This is a genomic window from Giesbergeria sp. (assembly GCF_028686475.1).
Taxonomy (GTDB): domain Bacteria; phylum Pseudomonadota; class Gammaproteobacteria; order Burkholderiales; family Burkholderiaceae_C; genus Simplicispira.
On record NZ_JAQUCA010000018.1, the window covers coordinates 48,818 to 66,086 of the forward strand.

19 protein-coding genes are annotated in these 17,269 nt (G+C 57.8%); 3 read left to right on the forward strand and 16 right to left on the reverse strand.

The annotated features are described in order from the left end of the window. Positions 1 to 15: 15 nt before the first annotated feature. From hisS to surE, 12 genes are all read right to left on the reverse strand, one after another. A complete protein-coding gene (hisS, locus tag PHX60_RS11830; RefSeq protein ID WP_300077885.1) occupies positions 16 to 1,293 on the reverse strand; it encodes a histidine--tRNA ligase in 1,278 nt (425 codons plus the stop codon). A 121-nt stretch (positions 1,294 to 1,414) separates the two neighbouring features. Continuing rightward, positions 1,415 to 2,680, reverse strand: coding sequence for a flavodoxin-dependent (E)-4-hydroxy-3-methylbut-2-enyl-diphosphate synthase (ispG, locus tag PHX60_RS11835; protein WP_300077827.1), 1,266 nt, complete (start codon positions 2,678 to 2,680; stop codon positions 1,415 to 1,417). Continuing rightward, complete coding sequence (locus tag PHX60_RS11840) at positions 2,680 to 3,648, reverse strand: RodZ domain-containing protein (protein ID WP_300077830.1); 969 nt, start codon at positions 3,646 to 3,648, stop codon at positions 2,680 to 2,682. The genes ispG and PHX60_RS11840 overlap by 1 nt, the downstream gene beginning before the upstream one ends. Next, a complete protein-coding gene (gene pilW / locus PHX60_RS11845) occupies positions 3,641 to 4,462 on the reverse strand; it encodes a type IV pilus biogenesis/stability protein PilW (protein WP_300077833.1) in 822 nt (273 codons plus the stop codon). The genes PHX60_RS11840 and pilW overlap by 8 nt, the downstream gene beginning before the upstream one ends. Before the next feature lies 1 nt (position 4,463). Beyond that, positions 4,464 to 5,603, reverse strand: coding sequence for a 23S rRNA (adenine(2503)-C(2))-methyltransferase RlmN (gene rlmN, locus PHX60_RS11850; RefSeq protein ID WP_300077836.1), 1,140 nt, complete (start codon positions 5,601 to 5,603; stop codon positions 4,464 to 4,466). A 35-nt stretch (positions 5,604 to 5,638) separates the two neighbouring features. After that, on the reverse strand, positions 5,639 to 6,064 hold the full coding sequence (gene ndk / locus PHX60_RS11855; protein ID WP_300077838.1) for a nucleoside-diphosphate kinase: 426 nt from the start codon (positions 6,062 to 6,064) through the stop codon (positions 5,639 to 5,641). 97 nt (positions 6,065 to 6,161) lie between these two features. Further along, on the reverse strand, positions 6,162 to 7,406 hold the full coding sequence (locus tag PHX60_RS11860) for a pseudouridine synthase (RefSeq protein WP_300077841.1): 1,245 nt from the start codon (positions 7,404 to 7,406) through the stop codon (positions 6,162 to 6,164). A 79-nt stretch (positions 7,407 to 7,485) separates the two neighbouring features. Further along, positions 7,486 to 8,100 carry an SMC-Scp complex subunit ScpB gene (scpB, locus tag PHX60_RS11865; protein ID WP_300077844.1) on the reverse strand — a complete coding sequence of 205 codons (615 nt, stop codon included), beginning with the start codon at positions 8,098 to 8,100 and terminating at the stop codon, positions 7,486 to 7,488. Beyond that, positions 8,097 to 9,158, reverse strand: a complete 1,062-nt coding sequence (locus PHX60_RS11870; RefSeq protein WP_300077847.1) for an RluA family pseudouridine synthase — start codon at positions 9,156 to 9,158, stop codon at positions 8,097 to 8,099. The genes scpB and PHX60_RS11870 overlap by 4 nt, the downstream gene beginning before the upstream one ends. Beyond that, complete coding sequence (locus PHX60_RS11875; RefSeq protein WP_300077849.1) at positions 9,155 to 10,003, reverse strand: peptidoglycan DD-metalloendopeptidase family protein; 849 nt, start codon at positions 10,001 to 10,003, stop codon at positions 9,155 to 9,157. Before PHX60_RS11875 ends, PHX60_RS11870 begins: the two co-directional genes overlap by 4 nt. Positions 10,004 to 10,020: 17 nt before the next feature. Further along, positions 10,021 to 10,809, reverse strand: coding sequence for a protein-L-isoaspartate(D-aspartate) O-methyltransferase (locus tag PHX60_RS11880; protein ID WP_300077852.1), 789 nt, complete (start codon positions 10,807 to 10,809; stop codon positions 10,021 to 10,023). Beyond that, positions 10,809 to 11,621, reverse strand: coding sequence for a 5'/3'-nucleotidase SurE (surE, locus tag PHX60_RS11885; protein ID WP_300077855.1), 813 nt, complete (start codon positions 11,619 to 11,621; stop codon positions 10,809 to 10,811). Before surE ends, PHX60_RS11880 begins: the two co-directional genes overlap by 1 nt. A 179-nt stretch (positions 11,622 to 11,800) precedes the next feature. Here surE and PHX60_RS11890 point away from each other — a divergent pair, with 179 nt between their 5' ends. The 3 genes from PHX60_RS11890 (at position 11,801) to PHX60_RS11900 (ending at position 15,174) form a co-directional block, all read left to right on the forward strand. After that, positions 11,801 to 13,345 (forward strand): GGDEF domain-containing protein, encoded by a 1,545-nt coding sequence (locus PHX60_RS11890; protein ID WP_300077858.1) that lies wholly within the window; start codon positions 11,801 to 11,803, stop codon positions 13,343 to 13,345. Between the two features lie 158 nt (positions 13,346 to 13,503). Beyond that, positions 13,504 to 13,806, forward strand: coding sequence for an H-NS histone family protein (locus PHX60_RS11895; RefSeq protein ID WP_300077861.1), 303 nt, complete (start codon positions 13,504 to 13,506; stop codon positions 13,804 to 13,806). 174 nt (positions 13,807 to 13,980) lie between these two features. Beyond that, positions 13,981 to 15,174 (forward strand): FAD-dependent monooxygenase, encoded by a 1,194-nt coding sequence (locus PHX60_RS11900; protein ID WP_300077864.1) that lies wholly within the window; start codon positions 13,981 to 13,983, stop codon positions 15,172 to 15,174. Between the two features lie 11 nt (positions 15,175 to 15,185). On the opposite strand, the gene PHX60_RS11905 is transcribed toward PHX60_RS11900, so the two are convergent. The 4 genes from PHX60_RS11905 to PHX60_RS11920 form a co-directional block, all read right to left on the reverse strand. Continuing rightward, entirely contained in the window at positions 15,186 to 15,917 is a 732-nt protein-coding gene (locus PHX60_RS11905; protein WP_300077867.1) for an IS630 family transposase, read from the reverse strand. 217 nt (positions 15,918 to 16,134) lie between these two features. Next, positions 16,135 to 16,512 (reverse strand): hypothetical protein, encoded by a 378-nt coding sequence (locus PHX60_RS11910; RefSeq protein WP_300077870.1) that lies wholly within the window; start codon positions 16,510 to 16,512, stop codon positions 16,135 to 16,137. A gap of 12 nt (positions 16,513 to 16,524) precedes the next feature. Further along, positions 16,525 to 16,920 (reverse strand): type II toxin-antitoxin system HicB family antitoxin, encoded by a 396-nt coding sequence (locus tag PHX60_RS11915; RefSeq protein ID WP_300077873.1) that lies wholly within the window; start codon positions 16,918 to 16,920, stop codon positions 16,525 to 16,527. Between the two features lie 93 nt (positions 16,921 to 17,013). Beyond that, positions 17,014 to 17,178 carry a hypothetical protein gene (locus PHX60_RS11920; protein WP_300077876.1) on the reverse strand — a complete coding sequence of 55 codons (165 nt, stop codon included), beginning with the start codon at positions 17,176 to 17,178 and terminating at the stop codon, positions 17,014 to 17,016. Positions 17,179 to 17,269 lie beyond the last annotated feature (91 nt).

The window sequence follows — 17,269 nt, forward strand, 5'->3', positions numbered from 1 at the left end:
AGGGTGAACCCGTGTTTAATGGGTAGATTTTAAGAGGGCAGCCCAGTTAGCCACTTGGGCGAGAGGGTATTCTGATTGTTGGTTTTGCTCTTGGCTTTGGCTATCGCGCAAGGCTTTGACTTTGACACAGCCGCGTGCGACTTCGTCTTCGCCAAAAATGAGCGCGTAAGCCGCCCCACTGGCATCGGCCTTTTTGAACTGCGATTTCATGCTGCCCATGCCTTCGCCCGGCTGGGTAGGACTGTGCATTTGCACCGAAGTTCCCAAGGCGCGCAATTGTTGCAGGGCCATAAAAGCAGCGGGCAAAACGGCAGCGCTGGGCACAATCGCATAGGCATCGGGTGCTGGGGGTGCTGGCATGGTGCCTTGTTCTTTGAGCAGCTCTAACACGCGCTCTACGCCCAAGGCCCAACCGACTGCGGGGGCAGGTTTGCCGCCAATTTGCTCAATCAGGCCATCGTAGCGGCCACCACCGCAAATGGTGCCTTGTGCGCCGAGTTGCTCGGTGATGAACTCGAACACGGTCAGATTGTAATAATCCATGCCACGCACCAAACGCGGATTGATCTGCCAGACGACACCAGCGGCATCTAAAATATTTTGTACGGTGCGTAAATGGGCCAAAGAAGCCTCGCCCAGAAAATCAAGCAGTTTGGGCGCGCCTTCGACCAGCGCTTTCATGGCTGGATTTTTGGTATCCAAAATCCGCAGCGGGTTGCTGTGCAAACGACGGCGGGCATCTTCGTCTAACTGCTCGGCGTGCTGCTCAAAATAGGCAATCAGGGCAGCGCGGTGCGCTTGGCGCTCTGGCGGCTGGCCCAAGCTGTTGAGTTCCAAGCGTACATTTTGCAGGCCCAGTTCTTTCCAGAGGGCATCGGCCAGCAAAATCATTTCGGCATCAATTTCGGCACCGGGAAAGCCCAGCGCCTCGGCACCGATTTGGTGAAACTGACGATAGCGTCCACGCTGGGGGCGTTCGTGGCGGAACATGGGCCCCATGTAATACAGGCGCTTGCCACCTTCGTAAAGCATGGAATGCTCGACCACGGCGCGCACCACGCCAGCGGTGCTTTCGGGGCGCAGGGTGAGTTGCTCGCCATTGAGGCGGTCTTCAAAGGAATACATTTCCTTTTCGACGATGTCGGTCACTTCGCCCAAGCCACGCACAAACAGGCCGGTATTTTCGACTATCGGGGTGCGGATATTTTGGTAAGCAAAGCGGGCCATGAGTTGGCGCACTTTGTCTTCTAGCCATTCCCATTGGGCCGATTGGGGCGGCAAAATATCGTTCATGCCCTTAATGGCTTTGATTTTTTCGGCCTTGGGCAAGGGTTTGGTTTGGGGTTTGTCGGTTGTCACACGTATCTCTTATCTATAAGCAGCACTGGTATTGGTAGCAGCTACGGCCAGTGCGTCAGGGGGCAAATTTGCGCTGAATATAGGCATCGACCATCTGCTGAAACTCGGCGATGATGTGGCTGCCGCGCAGGGTGGCCGCTTTTTGGCCGTCAATAAACACGGGGGCCGCTGGGGCCTCGCCGGTGCCGGGCAGGCTGATGCCAATGTCGGCGTGTTTGCTCTCGCCGGGGCCATTGACAATGCACCCCATCACGGCCACTTTGAGCGTTTCTACACCGGGATATTGCGCGCGCCAGACGGGCATTTGTTGGCGCAAATAGTCGTCAATTTGCTTGGCCAACTCTTGGAAGGTGGTGCTGGTAGTGCGGCCACAACCGGGGCAGGCGGTCACGCTGGGGTTGAACATGCGTAAGCCCAAGGCTTGCAAAATCTCCGACGCAACCACTACTTCTTGGGTACGGGCTTCGCCCGGCTGGGGTGTGAGCGAGACCCGAATGGTGTCGCCAATGCCTTCTTGCAGTAGCACCGACAGCGCAGCGGTGGAGGCCACCGTGCCTTTGGTGCCCATGCCGGCTTCGGTCAGGCCCAAGTGCAGCGGGTAATTGCAGCGTTGGGCCAATTCACGATAGACCGAAATCAAGTCTTGCACGCCACTGACTTTGCACGATAGGATGATTTGCTCACCTGCCATGCCCATAGATTCGGCAGTTTGGGCTGAATCTAAGGCCGAGCTAATCAACGCCTCGTACATGATTTGTTGAGCATCTAGCGGCGTGGCGCGTTGGGCGTTGTCGTCCATCAGGCGGGCCAATAGTTCTTGGTCTAGGCTGCCCCAATTGACACCAATACGCACCGGCTTTTGCCAGCGCATGGCTGCTTCTATCATTTGGCCAAACTGGCGGTCGCGCTTGTCGCCCTTGCCTACATTGCCGGGATTGATGCGGTATTTGGACAGGGCCTCGGCACAGGCCGGGTAGTCGGTCAGGAGGGTGTGGCCGTTGTAGTGGAAATCGCCCACCAAAGGCACGTCAATGCCCATGCGGTCCAATTGTTCGCGCACGTAGGGCACGGCAGCAGCGGCCTCGGGGGTGTTGACGGTAATGCGTACCAATTCGGAACCGGCTTGGGCCAGTTCTTTCACTTGGATGGCGGTGGCGATGGCATCCACGGTGTCGGTGTTGGTCATGGATTGGATGCACACTGGCGCATCACCCCCAATTTTGACCACACGCCCGCCCCAAACCACTTGGGCTTGGCGGCTACGGCGCGCTTGCGGCGCAGCTACTGCAATAGCGCTGCTGGCAGGCTGAAGAACAGACATCATTTCACCTCAAATCGGGCCACATTGCTTTGCGCCAGCGCAGCGGTATTGAAAGGCAGGCCACGCACCATGACATCGGTCATGTCGGCCCGGCCTACGGTGACCGTCAGGGGGGGCGTTTGCCCCACCACCAAGCGCTCGCCAGTGCCCAAGGTGCGCTGCAACACCGTGTTGCCTTTGCCATCACGCACATGCACCCAAGAGGAGGCACGGGCACTGAGTACCAGCACTTCTGCCGCGTTGCTGCTGGCCGCTGGCACCGCCGCAGCGGGTGGCGGCGTGGATGGCAACGCTGCTGGCGCTACTGGTGCAGGCACTGACGGCGACAAAGGCACGCTGGTAGCCGCTGGCACCACAGGCACCGTGGCGGCGGGTGGCGGCGTGGCAGACAGTGGCGCAACCGATGCCGGCACTGCCGCATCGGCGGGGCTGGGGGCTACGGGTGTGTTGACGGCTGGAGGCTCCGTCTCGGTGGTCTGAGCGGCCTCTTCGGTGGGCGTTTCAGGGTCTGGCTCGGTCTCTGCTGACTGCTTTGGCATGAAAAACAGCAAAACCGCCCCCACCAGCAAGGCAAAAACGGCCAAGGCAATCGGTTTGCCACCCAGCAAAGTGAGCAGACCACGGCTGCGTTCATCGCGCAGGCGGGTGTTGATGCCCTCGCTGTTGGGCGATAGCCGATGCAAGGCACCGGGTGGCAAAGCTGCCAATACGGGTGCAGCATCTATTTTTAAGGTGCGGCACACGCTGCCCGCAAAGGCGCGGACAAAATTGGCATCGGGAAAGACCTGGAACTGGTCGGTTTCGAGGGCCTCTAGCTTGGCCACCGAAACTTTGAGCGAGGCCGCTACGGTCTCGATGTGCAAGCCTTGGGCTTGGCGGGCTTGGCGCAACAAGGCACCGGGCGAGACGGCGCCCGGCATCGGTGCGCTGGTCAATGGCGGGGAGGAGGAAGGATGCAAATCACTCATCAAAGCGCCCTTTGTCATACAGGGCCCACTCGGGAGAATCGGGGAAGCGTTTACGCAACTGCTCGGCCAGCTGTTGCATGGCGACGGTATTACGCATCACGCGCTCTACCTTGATGCCCAACCACAGGGTTTCGGCGTTGGACATTTCACTGTTGTTGAGGCGGCGAATATAAAACTGGGCGCGCACCAACTCGTTATTCTTAAACAATAAATGAGACAGATGGTAGGCTACCACGGGGTTGCCCGCGTCAAGTTCGTAGGAGCGCATCAGGGCTTGTTCTGCGGCCGCAGTATCTCCGGCCTTGATGTAACACAAACCTTGTGCCATCAGGGTTTTGCTGCGCGCGCCATAGCTGGGGTTGGCCAGCGCTTGCACAAACAATTCATTGGCCAGTGCATATTTTTTTTGCGCGCACAGCAACCAGCCCCGGTTGTGCAACAAATTAGGGTCTCCCGGACGCAGTTCTAGGGCGCGCACAAAGCTGGCATCGGCTTGGGCCTCGTCATTGAGGCGCATATAAATTAAACCCAGCAGGCTATAAGCATCGGCATAAGACGGGTCATTGGCCAAGGATTGGCGCACCTCATCCAAAGCTACTTGCGGCTGGCCTGATTCAAAATAATTAGCCGCCAGCTCTAGCCGAATACGGGCGCGCCGACGCGCCTCGGTTTCTTCGGCTTGTGGCAACAGCGGGTCGGCACGCAAACCCGCTGCATGGTGGGTAGCGCAACCTTGCAAGCTGGCCAGGCAGATTAGCAGCCCCGCCACAGCACCCCAATAACGGGTTTTTTGTGGCCAAGTGGCAGACACCATATTAATGCTTCTCCTGATGAAGGCTGATAGGGGTCAGCGTGATGGTGCGGCGCTGGGCCATGCGCTCGGTGGCGCGGGTACGGTCTTGCACCTCGCCCGCCAATTGGCCGCAAGCGGCATCAATATCGTCGCCACGGGTTTTACGCACGGTGGTGACGATACCGGCATCGTTGAGCAGCTGGCCAAAGGCCAAGACACGGGCTTGCGGCGACCGCTGCAAGCCAGAGGCAGGGAAGGGATTGAACGGAATCAGGTTAAATTTGCACCAAGCGCGTCCGTGGGCATAAGCGCGCACCAAACGAATCAGTTGCTGGGCATGTTCGGGCTGGTCATTCACACCATCCAACATGCAGTATTCAAAGGTGATGAAGTCGCGTGGGGCGTGTTCTAGGTAGCGCACGCAGGCTTGCAACAATTCATCGAGGGGATATTTGCGGTTGAGCGGCACCAGATGGTCGCGCAGGGCATCGTTGGGGGCGTGCAGAGACACCGCCAAGGCCACCGGGCAATCTTGGGCCAAGCGGTCTATCATGGGCACAATGCCCGAAGTGGATACCGTGAGACGACGGCGTGATAGGCCATAGCCGTGGTCATCGAGCATGGCACGCAAGGCGGGCAGCAAGGCGTTGTAGTTTTGCAGCGGCTCGCCCATGCCCATCATCACGACGTTAGAAATGATGCGTTCAGAGACACCCAAGCGCTGGCGCAGGGTGTGTTCGGCAAACCAGAGTTGGGCCAAAATTTCGGCGGTACTGAGGTTGCGGCTAAAGCCTTGGTGGCCGGTGGAGCAAAAACGGCAGCCCACGGCACAACCAGCTTGGGATGATATGCACAGCGTGCCCCGATCGTCTTCGGGGATAAATACCGACTCTACGGCATTGCCTGCACCGACATCAAACAGCCATTTGATGGTGCCATCAGCCGATTGGTGTTCACTGACCACTGGCAGGGCGTTGATGTGCGCGCAGGTGGCCAATTTTTGGCGCAGCGATTTGGCCAAATCACTCATTTGGTCAAAATTGCGTGCGCCACGCTGGTGAATCCAGCGGAACAACTGGGTAGCCCGAAAACGCTTTTCGCCCAACTGTTCGCAAAACGCGGTCAGGCCTTCAAGATCAAAATCCAGTAAATTGGTGCTCATGTCTTTGCAAAAACGCTTTCGTGCAGGGTGCGGTTTTAGCGCGAGTAAACGTTCATGCCAGCGAAGAAGAAGGCGATTTCAACGGCAGCGGTTTCGGGGGCATCGGAGCCGTGTACGGCGTTGGCATCGATGCTATCGGCAAAGTCAGCGCGGATGGTACCGGCTTCGGCCTTTTTGGGGTCGGTAGCGCCCATCAGTTCGCGGTTTTTCAGGATGGCGTTTTCACCTTCCAGCACTTGAATCATGACAGGGCCGGAGACCATGAAGTCCACCAAGTCCTTGAAGAAGGGGCGCTCTTTATGCACGCCATAGAACTGTTCGGCTTCTAGGCGCGACAGGTGGGCCATGCGGGCAGCCACGACCTTCAGGCCAGCAGCTTCAAAGCGGGCATAGATTTGGCCGATAACGTTCTTGGCGACAGCGTCGGGCTTGATGATGGAGAGGGTGCGTTCGATAGCCATAGGATTTCCTAACAAAATAAAAGTGCAGTGAAAGTTTGCCCCTGTGGTACAGGAACAAAGCTTTTGATTCTAACCGGCTGCTGGTAGCCGCTGGGGCTTATCGGCGGCCACGCCCGCTGGGGTTGCGCCGCTGCTCTTGGCGATAACGCGATAGGCTATCGGTGCCAATATAGCCCACCGAGGTTTTCATGGGGTCGGGCTGGGTATTGCTGGGCTGGCGCGCGCTGCTGGGTTTTTCGGCATTGGGCGTGCGCGGGCCACGGCTGCTAAAGATGCGCCGGGCGGGTGTGGGGGGCTGCTCTGCGGCTTTGGGCGCAGGCTTGTTCAGGCCAGTGGCTTGTAGCAGGGCGTTGATGTCGCGTTCGTCCAACTCTAGCCAAGCGCCGCGCTTGAGGCCACGCGGCAGCACCATCGCGCCATAGCGAATCCGAATCAAGCGACTGACGGCATGGCCCACGGCTTCTAACATGCGGCGCACTTCGCGGTTGCGCCCTTCAGAAATCGTGACGCGGTACCAGCAGTTGGAGCCTTCGCCGCCGCCGTCTTCAATCGAGCCAAACGCGGCCATGCCATCATCGAGTTGCACGCCGTCTAACAGGCGCTGCTTTTCTTCTTTGCTGAGTGCGCCCAATACACGCACGGCATATTCGCGCTCTAGGCCAAAACGCGGATGCATGAGCTGGTTGGCCAATTCGCCCGAGCTGGTAAACAGCAACAAGCCCTCGGTATTTAAATCTAAACGGCCCACCGATTGCCATTTGCCCTGCTGTAAACGCGGCAATTTGCGAAACACCGTGGGGCGGTTTTGCGGGTCGTCTTGGGTAACGACTTCGCCCACGGGCTTGTGGTAGGCAATGACGCGCGGGGGGGGCGGGTCAATGCGGTAGCGAATCGGCTTGCCATTGAGCTTGACCACATCGCCATACTGCACCCGTTGCCCGGTATGGGCAGGCTCGTTGTTGACCGAGATGCGCCCTTCCAAAATGAGCTGCTCCATCTCTAGGCGCGAACCCAAACCGGCTTGGGCCAACACTTTATGCAGTTTGGGGGTTTCTACCTGGGGCAGCAAGACGCGCTTGGCGGGTGCTACTTCGGGGCTGGTGTCGTCGGCATCCAATTGGCCCGAGACAATATCGGCAAACTGGTAACCCTCGGCTTCGGTGGCCACAGGCAGTGCTGCTGGCGCTGTTTTTTTGGCGCTTGTGCTGGAGCGCCGTTGTGGGCCTGCCTGCTTGCGCGCTGGGCGTGTTTTGCCTGCGGAACGCGGGGCAGCGTTTCTGCTGGGCTTGTGGGGCTGGCCCGGTTGTGCGGCATCGCCGTCACGGGGATTTTCTGGATTCATGGATTTTTTTGCAACGCCAAGGCATTGCCTAAGATAGACAAAAAAAGAATGGCGCCCTTATGCCCCTTGTGCCTGATGGCTAATGGACTTGCGGCGATGCAGGCGTCGTCGTCGTGGGCAAACCGTCGTCTGGCAAGGACGGCAGGGTTTGCAAAACTTGCAAAGTAGCAGCAGGCTCCGAAGAACCTTCTTCTAGTACGGGCAATTGGCTCAGGGATTGCAGTCCCAAATCATCCAAAAACTGCCGCGTGGTGGCCAGCAAGGCTGGGCGGCCTGCGGTTTCGCGGTGGCCGATGGTTTCTACCCAGCCACGGTCTTCTAATTGCTTGATGATGGCGCTGTTGACCACAATGCCCCGGATATCTTCAATATCACCCCGGGTCACTGGCTGGCGGTAAGCGATGATAGCCAAAGTTTCTAAGGTGGCGCGCGAATAACGGCTGGATTTTTCGGGTTGCAAGCGCTCTAAAAATGCACGCATCGCCGGTTTGCTTTGAAAGCGCCACCCCGAGGCCACCTGCACCAGCTCTAGGCCGCGCTGTTGCCATTCTTGTTGCAACTGCAATAGCAAGGATTTGAGGGTATCTGCGCCCAAAGCGCCGTCGAACACTGCACGCAACTCGCGCAGAGTCAAGGGCTGGTGGCTGCACAGCAGCACCGTCTCTAGCACCCGTTTGGCTTCTAGCGTATTCATGCTGCCAACCGTTCGGGATTGTAGCCCAGCCCCCAGCAAGACAGGGCTTGCTGCATATCAGCTGGTAGGGGGGCGCGTACATCGAGCGCTTGGCCGGTGCTAGGGTGGTGAAAGGCCAGACGAAAAGCGTGCAGCGCTTGGCGCTCCAAGCCCGCACTGGCGCTGCCGCCATACAAAGTATCGGCCAGCAGCGGGTGGCCGATGTGTGCCATGTGGACGCGGATTTGGTGTGTGCGCCCGGTGTGCAAAGTGCATTGCACCAAGCAACCGGCCTCGCCATTGGCCAGCAATTGGATGTCGGTTTTGGCCGTTTTGCCCGCATGGGCCGATAAATCTACCACCGCCATGCGTAGCCGGTTGCGTGGGTCGCGCCCGATGGGGGCATCGACACTACGCTGGGATGCGCCTTGCCACGGACGCTGTGCCAGCGCTAGATATTGGCGGCGCACGGTGCGGGCAGCAATCATCTGTACCAAGGCATCCATCGTGCGGCGGTTGCGCGCTACCACCATCAGGCCGCTGGTGTCTTTGTCTAGGCGATGCACAATGCCCGCGCGCGGCAATAAGCTGGCTTGGGCATCACGCGCCAACAGGCCATTGAGCAAGGTACCCGTCCAGTTGCCGGGTGCTGGATGCACTACCAGCCCGGCGGGTTTGTGCAGCACCAGTAAATCGGCATCTTCATAGACTACCTCTAGCGCCATTGCCTCGGGGCGGAAGGCTTGGCTTTGCAGCGTGGCGCGCATTTCTAGCAATACGCTATCGCCCACCTTGATGCGTTGCGAGGCTTTGCGCGCCGTTTGGCCGTTGAGCCGCACCGCCCCTTGCTCTAGCAGTTGTTGCAGGTAGCTGCGCGAGAACTCGGGCACGCTATCGGCCAAAGCACGGTCTAGGCGCTGGCCATGTTGCGCGGCCCCCATCGGCAGGGCGCGTAACTCGACCTCGGCGCTGGCCTCTGCCTCTAGCTCAAATTCTGGCTCGGGTGTTTCTGGCGCGGTGCTGGCCCCTTGCAGCCCTGCCGAAAGGGGCAAGGGCGACAAGGATGGTGTCGGCTTCATCGGGCGGGCAGGTAGCGCGAGGGATCCACCGGCTTGCCTTGGCGGCGGATTTCAAAGTGCAGTTTGACGCGGTCGGCATCGGTGTTGCCCATTTCGGCAATTTTTTGCCCCTTGCGTACCGATTGGTCTTCTTTGACCAGCAGGGTTTGGTTGTGTGCGTAGGCGGTCAGAAAAGTATTGTTGTGCTTGAGAATGATGAGGTTGCCATAGCCACGCAGACCAGCGCCAGCATAGACCACGCGGCCATCGGCAGCGGCCATGACTGGGTCACCTGCTTTGCCGCTGATGTCATAGCCTTTGTTGCGCGCTTCGTCAAAACCGGCCAACAAGGTGCCGCTGGCAGGCCAAATAAAGCCCAAATCGTCATCAGCCCCGGAGGCGGCCACCGCTGGCACCGGCTTGCTGCTGCTGGGGGTGGCTGTGGTGGGTTTGCTGGCGCTGCCGGTTGTGCCGGGCGCAATCACGGTGGCTACCACTGGGCGGCTACTGACGGCGGCAGCGGGGGCTTCGGGCGGCACCACGCGCAGCACTTGCCCGACTTCAATCAGGTTGGCGTTTTCGAGGTTGTTCCAACGGGCGATGTCTTTCCAGCTTTGGCCGCTTTCTAGGCCAATACGGATTAAGGTGTCGCCGGGTTTAACGGAGTAATAGCCCGGTTTGCCAGCGTTTTCGGCGCCGGGCAAAGGTTTGTCAGACACCATAGCGCCATACTGATTGCTTACCATTCCAGCGGAGGTGCCCCGGTCTTCGACGGGGGCCTTGCTCAGCCGAGTGCCACAGCCAGCAAGTATGAGCCCCGCCAGCGCCATAGAACCCCAGACTTTCAGGCCACGCGATACCAACATAAATCAATCCTATCCCTTTAGGCAATCCCCGATTTTAGAGGGACAAAATGCACCGACTCTAGGACGCTCTGTTTTAAGCCCTGTGCTGTCTTGTCCACCACCAACAATGCTTGCTTGCCACCCGATACCACCGTGGGGGCCACCAAGCGCCCGCCCACGGCCAATTGCTCGCACCAGCAGGGGGGCAAAGCATCGCCGCCAGCCGCCGCGATGATGCCGGCGTAAGGCGCGCCTTTAGGGTAACCCAACATGCCATCGCCCAGCATCAGATGCACATTCATCAATTGCAGGGGGCGCAAATTGACGCGCGCACGCTCGTGCAGGCCGCGCAAGCGCTCCATCGAATAGACCTCGCGCACCAAGCGGCTCAAAACGACGGCTTGGTAGCCGCAACCAGTGCCAATCTCAAGCACGCGGCCCAAACCAGCGCCATTTTTGGCAATTTCGGCCCCCAACAACAGCTCGGCCATGCGCGCCACAATGCTGGGTTTGGAGATGGTTTGGCCTAGCCCAATCGGCAAGCTGGTGTCTTCGTAAGCCTGATTGACCAGCGCCGTATCGACAAAGCGATGCCGCTCTACCGTATTCATGGCTTGCAAAACTTGTGCCGAACTGATGCCTGCTGCCGCCAATCTTTGCACCATGCGCGCGCGCACGGCAGCAGAATCCATACCCACGCCCACGGGAGTCGCAAAGGGTAAAGGTGCGGGGCTTGCCTTGCGGGCTGCGGGTGTAGAACTTGCTGCGGGCGTGTTGCCCGAAAGCTGCGGAAGGCGGGCAGGAAACCCAGGTCGGCGTTGCTGCATCAGTGCCCCTTGTCTGGCGTGGCCCCAACCTGGGGACTGTTATGGGGACCGTTGCCTGGCGCGCCCCATGCCGTGCGTTGCGCCCAATCGGGCAAATGCTCGTAATTGGTTAAATCAATTCGCAAGGGCGTAATCGCCACATGGCCTTGGGCGGTGGCGTAAAAATCAGTGCCTTCGCCGCTGTCTTTGGCGGCACCGGCACTGCCAATCCAATACATGGTGTCGCCACGCGGGCTTTGTTGGGTGATAACGCGCTCGGCGGCATGGCGGCGCCCCAAACGGCACCACTGCACCGAGCGCATGGCCTGCAAGGGCAAATTGGGGATATTCACATTGAGCAACCAAGGCTCTAGGCCAATGCGCTGCTGGGCTTGCAACTGCAACACAATTTGGCGTGCTTGCTCGGCGGCGGCTTCTAACTCGCCCCAGCCCTTGTCCACCTGCGAAAAAGCAATCGAGGGAATGCCAAACAAATAACCTTCCATTGCTGCCCCCACCGTGCCGGAATAAATGGTGTCATCGCCCATATTGGCCCCGTTGTTGATGCCCGAGACCACCAAATCGGGCCGATAGCCCAACAAACCCGTCAGGGCAATGTGTACGCAATCGGCCGGGGTACCATTCACATAGCGGAACCCATTGGCCGCTGTATGCACGTACAAAGGCGAATGCAGCGTCAGGGCATTGGATTTGGCGCTGTTGTTGTGTTCTGGGGCTACCACTTCGACCTCGGCCACGCTAGACAAGGCTGCATGGAGCGCCACAATACCGGGGGCCTGGTGGCCGTCGTCGTTGGAAATGAGGATTTTCATGAAGGGTGCAGGGGTCAACTAGGGCAGAGTGCGTCCAATTGTAGGCGGCAGCGTGTCGAAAGAACATGTTTTGGGCGGATGGTTTGTCTGGCATTGCTTTGCAATTGCTGTTTCGTCTGTCACACTCCCTAGCCTTGCTGATTGTTTCTTCTTCTTTTTTTGTACCCCGATGCCCTAGTATGGCGCAACGACTTCCTTCGGACATTGCACGTGAAACCCTGAAGCTGCTGGCGGTACGCCGCCTGTCGCCTACGCCTGCCAACTACCAAGCCCTTTATGACGAAATTGCTGGCTATAGCTCACCCGCGCCTTTTCCCGAAGGGCCACTGCGCTACATTTTGCGCGTCATTCCGGGGCAAACACCAGCGCAAAAACGCCTGCTAGACCAGTTTGAAGCCGCTGTAACGCAGCACGACTGGGCTGCCCTGCAAAATGTGTTGGTAGGCTACGCCAAACTGGGCCTGCATCCGCAAGAGCTCAGTGTGGCCGAGCCGCCACCGCCCCCAGGCGCTACCACGGCCTTGGCGGTGGTTTTGCCCAATGAGCTGGCCGAACAAATTGCCCGCATGGTAGAACACACCCTGCCCGTTTTAGACAGCGAAGACGTGCGCGTCCACATGCTGGGCCAGCAGCTGGTGCAATTTTTGCGCCAACCGGAGCCGCCCGCCAGTACCGCCCAATTAATGTTGGCCAATTTTAGTTATCGGCTGTCCTTTGCCACCGAAGACCAAGCCGCTATTCGCAGCACCTTGTTAGAGCTGTTGCACATGGTATTTGCCAACATCGCCGCCCTCAGTGCCGATGACCATTGGCTCAGTGGCCAGGCCGAGGCCTTAATGGCCGCTACCTCGCAAACTTTATCCCTGCGCCGATTGGATGATGTGCGCTTGCGCCTGAAAGATGTCATCTTTAAGCAGACCGAGGCCAAAGGCCAGATGGTAGAAGCGCAAGAGCAAATGAAAGCCTTGCTGGCCATTTTTATTGACCGGTTGGCCGCTTTTAGCCGCAGCAGCGGCCATTATCAAGAGCAAATAGAGCAATGCGCGCAACAATTGGACAAAGCCACGGCCCTGCACGAGATTACCCCGGTGCTCAAAGAAGTGATGGTAGCCACCCGTGCAATGGCCTTGGATAGCCGAGTAACCCACGGCGAACTGACCGATTTGCGCCAACGCACCGAAGAAAAACAAGCCGAAATGGCGCGCTTGCAACAAGAGTTAGACCGCGTCAGCGCCCAAGCCCGCCACGACCCCCTGACAGGCACGCTCAACCGCAAAGGGCTAGACGAAACGATGGAGCGCGAACTAACGCGCGCCCGTCGCCAAGGCACGCCGCTGTGCTTGGCATTGCTAGATGTGGACAATTTCAAGCAAATTAATGACCGTTTGGGCCACGATATAGGCGATGCCGCATTAATCCATTTGGCGGATATTACGCGCCAAGTGATGCGCCCGCAAGACATGTTGGGCCGTTACGGTGGTGAAGAATTTGTCTTGGTGTTGCCAGATACCACTTTGCCCCAAGGGGTAGAGGCCATGCAGCGCTTGCAACGCGAACTCAGTACCCGTATTTTTCTGCAAGGCACTGAGAAGGTCCTCATTACCTTCAGCGCAGGCGTGGCCGAAATAGAAGCCGATGAAACCAGCACCGAAGCCTTGCGCCGTGCCGACCAAGGCATGTATTTAGCCAAACGTTCGGGCAAGAACCGGGTAATGGCGGCTTAGCCTGCCTCCGTGTTGAGTAGCCGGTTGGACTGTGGGCGTAGTTCACGCATATTGGCAAAATTTTTACGTAAAGCAACGGTAAAGAGGGGTGATTATGGTGTGTGGTCTGCATTTTGGTAATATAATCCAACCTCTTTCCACTTTATATTGCACTGATCATGTCCAATTACAAAGAGCTGCTCAAAGAACGCGAACTCCTAGAAGCCAAAATTGAAGACGCTCGCCGGGCTGAACTGACCAGCGCACTGCAAACTGTGCGTACTTTGGTCTCTGAGTACCAGCTCACCCAACAGCAAGTTTTCCCGCCACTGCGCGGCACGCGCAGTTTGGTAGGCTCTGTGGGTACCGTCAACAAGGTGGCTCCTAAATACCGCAATCCACTTACCGGCCAAACCTGGACGGGCCGTGGCAAGGCCCCTAAATGGATTGACGGCCAAGACCGCGAGCAATTCCTGATTTAAGCTCCCACCCAGAATGTCCGCCCATGCGGACATTCTTCATTTGCAGTGCAATATTTGGCCAAAGTTGCATCTGCTGGGTGCTAGGGTTTGCCAATAGGATATTTGGGACTCTGCCTCCATCAAAAATAGCCGCCAAGATGGCTGTACCATGCTTACACCCTTGCGGAGAATTGGATGAGAAAACAGCTCTTGATTGCCGGTGGCGGCATTGGCGGTATGGCAGCGGCCTTAGGGGCTGTACGTGCTGGCTGGGAAGTGCGTTTATATGAGCGCGCCTCCACATTTACCGAAGTAGGCGCTGGGGTGCAATTAGGCCCGAATGTGGTGCGTTGCTTACAGAATTGGGGTTTGCAACAAAGTTTACAAGCCGTTGCCGCTTTTCCAGCGCGTTTACAAGTGCGTAGCGCCCTGAGTGGCCAAACATTGGCCACTTTAGCTTTGGGTGCCCAATCGGTGCAGCGTTATGGTGCTGCTTATGCCACGATTCACCGGGCGGATTTACACCAATTGCTGCTCCAAGCCGTGCAGCCTTGCGCGCAAGTACAAATCAACCCCGGTGTATCCATTGAGGGCTATACCGAGGCCAATGGCGCAGTGCTAATTCAAAGCAGTGCTGGTAAAGAGATAGAAGGCGATGCCCTGATTGGGGCCGATGGTGTTTGGGGGCATATTCGCAGCCAATTACTCCATGATGGCCCTCCGCGCACGACCGGCCATTTGGCCTACCGGGCTTTGGCGCGCCAAGCCTCACTGCCCAAACGCCTGCGTACCCAAGAAATCACGGTTTGGCTAGGCCCTAAGCTGCATGTGGTGCAATACCCAGTGCGTCGGGGTGAATGGCAAAATTTGGTGGTGATTGTGCAAGGCCCTGCCCCCACGGCCCTAGAACGCTGGGACCATCCCGGTCATGCTGCCGACCTGGCCCACGCCTTGGCGGGCACCTGTACCCCCTTGCAAGACCTGTTGCACGCCGTGCCAACTACCGGACAGGGCTGGCGCTTGTGGCCGCTATCTGACCGCCCGCCACTGCGCCATGCTGGGCAAATGGCGCAAGGCTTGGTGGCCTTGCTGGGCGATGCAGCGCATCCCATGCGCCCTTATCTGGCCCAAGGGGCCGGCATGGCGATTGAAGATGCCACCCAATTGCAACATGTGCTGTCGATGCACGATGTAGAAGTATCGCTGCGCCTGCGCCGCTATGCGCTCAACCGCTGGCAACGCAATGCGCGTGTGCAAGCGCGCTCTGAGCGCAATGGGCGCATTTTTCATGCCACGGGGCTGGTGCGCTGGGGACGCGATTGGTCCTTGCGCTTGCTGGGTGAGCGTCTATTGGATGTGCCTTGGTTATACCGAGGGGCTGTGTTTTAGACTGTTCTAAGTTAGCTATAAGAAGTTTTTTCGAAAAAATTCAACGTATAAAGCTTACCAAAGTTGTCAAAAATATGCTTGATGTCTTGTTCGAGCTTTTCCTTGGTTCGATGGCACGCATCGAGCCAGCGGTGTTTCATTATGCGCCACAGGGTCTCGATGCGATTGAGTTCGGGGCTGTACGTGGGCAAGAAGTGCAGCGTTACACCACGTTGCTCAAGCAGTTTGAGTTCCGCTTGGATAGCCTTGGCCTTGTGAATAGACGCATTGTCCAAAATAACCACCAGCGGTTTGTCCACTCGCTGCTGCAATTGGCTCAAAAAGCCGACAAATACCGCAGAATTGGTATGTTCCCAATACTGAGCGGGCGCTATCTCACCGCTGCTGAGCCAAGCGGCCATGACGTTCAAGCGCCGACCACGCGGGGCATCAATGCAGTGCTGCTGTCCACAGGGGGGCCAGGCACTGCGGTTGGGATGCACCTGTCCAAAACCTGCTTCATCTAGGTAGGCCAGTTCAATCTCTCCAGCCTGTGCGCGTGCTTTCAAGGCATCGATTTGTTCGCGTGCTTGTTCGAAGGCAGTGTCGTCGCGCTTTTTTTTAGGCTGTGGCGCGTGCGTTTCCAGACAAAGTTCTCGCGCTTGAGTGCTGCCACCAGTGTGTTGATGTGTACCGGTTGGCCTTGTGCTTGGCTGTGCAGTTCTAACAGTTGCACCGCCGTCAACGGCTTTTGGCTGGCCCACTGCGTCAGGCGCTCGATGGCTGTCTGGTCGAGCTTGCGCGGTGCGCCGCAGCGCGGTTTGTCTGTCAGTGAATCTATGCCTTGGCTGGGCTTTGTTGCACAAATAACTGAAAAAATCTCCTATAAATCAACAAGTTACAAATACGAGGCAGCGGAAAAGTTCAAAAATTGGAAGATTTCTCTATCTTGAGCGACATAACTTGTTGATTTTAAAAGGTTTATTTGTGCAACAAAGCCCTTCGATACCCATGCCCATCCTCAGTTACATGACCATGACCACAGGGCCTACCACTGTCGATTTTCTCAGTCACAAATTTCACACGGAATAACGAAGAGCCCTTTGTTCTCCCAAGCAGGCACGCCACGCAGCGATACATCGGCATAGCCGGTTTTGCCGCCAATGATGTGGCTTTTTTCTTCAAACAGGTAGCCCGCCAAACAGGTAGCCCGCAGCGCTGCCGGGCTTGGGCACGTTCAGCAGCTCGCACAAAATCCAAAAAATGGCTTTTTGCGCCTTGTTCTTCGTTCAGGCCATAGGCCGGGCCGGGTACGCCGCCGGGCGCGCCCCATTTGGCGATGAAATCTTGGGGGGTCATGGGGGTGGAGGCTTAGGCACGCATCGCTGTTCTGGCGGCTTCTACCAAAAATCCGCTGCGACTCAGGCCGTGGTGTTTGGCGTAGTCATCAATGCGCGCCAAAATCACGCGCGGCACGGTGATGTTGATTTTTTCTGCCGGGCCAAAGTATTTCTCGATCGGCGCATCCACCACTGCCCAGACCCCGCCAGCATAGTCAGGATTGGCTTGGTGCTTCGCAATAGGCTGGCGCACCGGCAACTCGTCGCCGTCTTCTAGCAAGGTTTCTACGTGCAGATCGATGGCCTCCAGCACGCTGTCTAGTGCATCGTCCAAGCTGTCGCCGCCCGAGAAGCAACCGGGCAGATCAGGCACAGTCACGCCATAGCGTTGGCCATCATCGGTGTACAAAATTACCGTAAATTTCATGATGCTCCTTGTTTTGTTACTTGCGCCATCCGGCTTGGCGCTGAATGCTGTACAACGTGGGTGTGGGTATATCACCATCAGGATGCTTGATGGTCACCCAAGTGCGCGGGAAGCCTCGGGGTGCAGCCGGAGGTCGAGAGCGCGGATGCCGTAGGCATCCTCATGGGGCGCTTGCTGCTCTTGGATGTATTGCCGAAGAATGTCTAGCGGCGCACCACCACGAATGAACGTAGCCGTGCTAAACCAATCATAATCCACAGCATGGATTGCACCAAAACCCTGCGCCTACGCATCAAAGACAAGCACGCCAAAGTGCTGCGTCAGATGGCGCGCGAGGTCAATCAGGTTT